This is a genomic window from Candidatus Obscuribacterales bacterium (assembly GCA_036703605.1).
In the GTDB taxonomy this organism is placed as follows: domain Bacteria; phylum Cyanobacteriota; class Cyanobacteriia; order RECH01; family RECH01; genus RECH01.
The window spans coordinates 1-1,895 of sequence record DATNRH010000835.1 but is presented as its reverse complement, the minus strand read 5'-3'; the positions used below and the strand labels follow the sequence as shown (position 1 = coordinate 1,895).

The 1,895-nt window shown below is 50.1% G+C and carries 2 protein-coding genes; both read right to left on the bottom strand.

Features of this window, described 5'->3' with window-relative positions:
* Window positions 1-768, bottom strand: a 768-nt coding sequence (locus tag V6D20_17275) for a hypothetical protein (GenBank protein ID HEY9817534.1), incomplete at its 3' end; no start/stop codon positions are given.
* A gap of 255 nt (window positions 769-1,023) precedes the next feature.
* The coding region (locus V6D20_17270; GenBank protein HEY9817533.1) for a hypothetical protein at window positions 1,024-1,895 on the bottom strand (872 nt) is incomplete at its 5' end.

The following is a 1,895-nucleotide window of genomic DNA, read 5'->3' as shown; positions in this document are numbered from 1 at the left end:
TGGTGAGGCAATCGATCTCTGGAGGCGACGCTCCAGGTTGCTCACATCCAGGTCGACCTGCTGCATCAGCGCATTGTGGAGTAGATGCAGTAGGGTGAGATAATCGGCGATCGCCCCCTCTACCTGGGAGACCAACATGCGATCTATCAGCGCGTAGGTGAGCAGCACATCCAGCTTCGTGTGCTGAGCCTCTTCCAGCCAGTGAAATTTGAGCAGGTCGCAAAAGCGGGGGTCTAAGTCCTCCTCGTGGTTGTGACGCATGCTCTCCAGGTAGTGGCTCTGGGTCGTCCATTCAAACTGGAGCGTCAGCAGCAGCACCGCCAGCGGATGGTGGCTGAGAATTTGAGCCACGATCGCGGGAGTTGGGCCAATAAATTCACAGGGCGTCCCAAACCCCTGCTCAAAAGCCTGGGCAAAGCTCTGAAACAGATGAATATGTTTGCTCTCATCCTCCGCAAACCCCAGCAATGACTGGGTCGCAAAGATATCGTCATAGCCCAAAGCCTTCACTTGGTCGAGCACCATTGGGATAATAAACTGCTCCACCAGCACAAACAAATGCAGGTAGCTATAGCCGCGAAGGTGATTAAGGGTGAGCTTTTCCAGCCTATTTAGCCCAGGCATATCCGCTACTTGGGCAATGGATTCTGGCAAAAAGGGACGCTTGAAATCAAACGTCAAATTGGGACTAATGAGATCTGAAACCTGCCAATTAATTTTTTGAGAATCCTGCCAAATAGCTTGATAGGTATGAGATTTTGTTACCATTTTAATGACTCTTTATTAATGGGCTTGAATTTAATTTTCTAAATTATTAGCCTATCTCAAGGCTGTTAATTAGATCATCAAATTAGAACATTGATCGTCAGATTAGATCATTAGACTGTTCTTGGGGCGATCGCTTTATGGCTTTGAAGATGAAAGGAGAGAATACGCTTTTCTGGCCATTGATCTTTAGGTTTTAAGGGCTCGGAATTCTTGTTAATGACGATGTGGCTGACAAGAATTCCGAGAGAAATGAGGTTAAGAACCTGCGGAACGTTGAACGGTAAAGAAGCAGTTGTTATACTCGTTTCCGCTATGCAGGCTCCATTGTCCAATAAAAGGAGAGATCGCTCTATTGTTTGAGGAGGTAACGACAACGTTATACACCCCTGGGTCAAGCACATAAATGCCCTCTGGGGCTAGCTCTGGACAAGTCGCGGGTGGCTCATCCACATAGACTTGGCAGGTTAAGCAGGGGTCTAGGGTTTCTATTTTCCGCTCAGAGCCAGAGAAGGCAATGCGCATCGGTTCAGGGGAGGCATTCTGAATCACGACAACGGTGCTTCCGGTTGGTGCAGAGCCACTCCGTCCGGGTTGGGGAAGGCTACCTGCTCCTGAGGCATGGGCTTGTGCAACCATCATATCGGCTAGGCTGGCCTCCGCCTTGGGCGCTAAGTCGTGCTCTGGATATTGAGTTTGTACCAAGAGATAGCTGTCGATCGCCCGCTCATAGTCTCCATTGCTTCCGTACTGCTGGCCACAACTGTAGGCTACTGGCGGGACAAGGTCAGCAGATGGGGGAATGAGCTGGCTGCTTAAGAATTCATTGAAGCGATCGCACACCTCTGGGATGGCCAATGCCTCGGGCGTTTGAGCCGACACTAAGGCCACGTTCCGCTCGCGGATAGCCGCCGCATGAACACTGCTGCCATAGAGTGTGATGTAATCTTGGGCAGTCATGAGGCTGGCCGTCGCATCGTCGTCTGCTTGTGCGGATAAGACTTGGCTCAACACGGCACATTCATCCTTCAACCGGCTCGCTTGCCCCACTAATTTTTCTGAAGCATTGATTTCAATCACCTGATCAAAAATAGGAACTGCTGTTGCACAATCCTGAACTAAATAAGCCG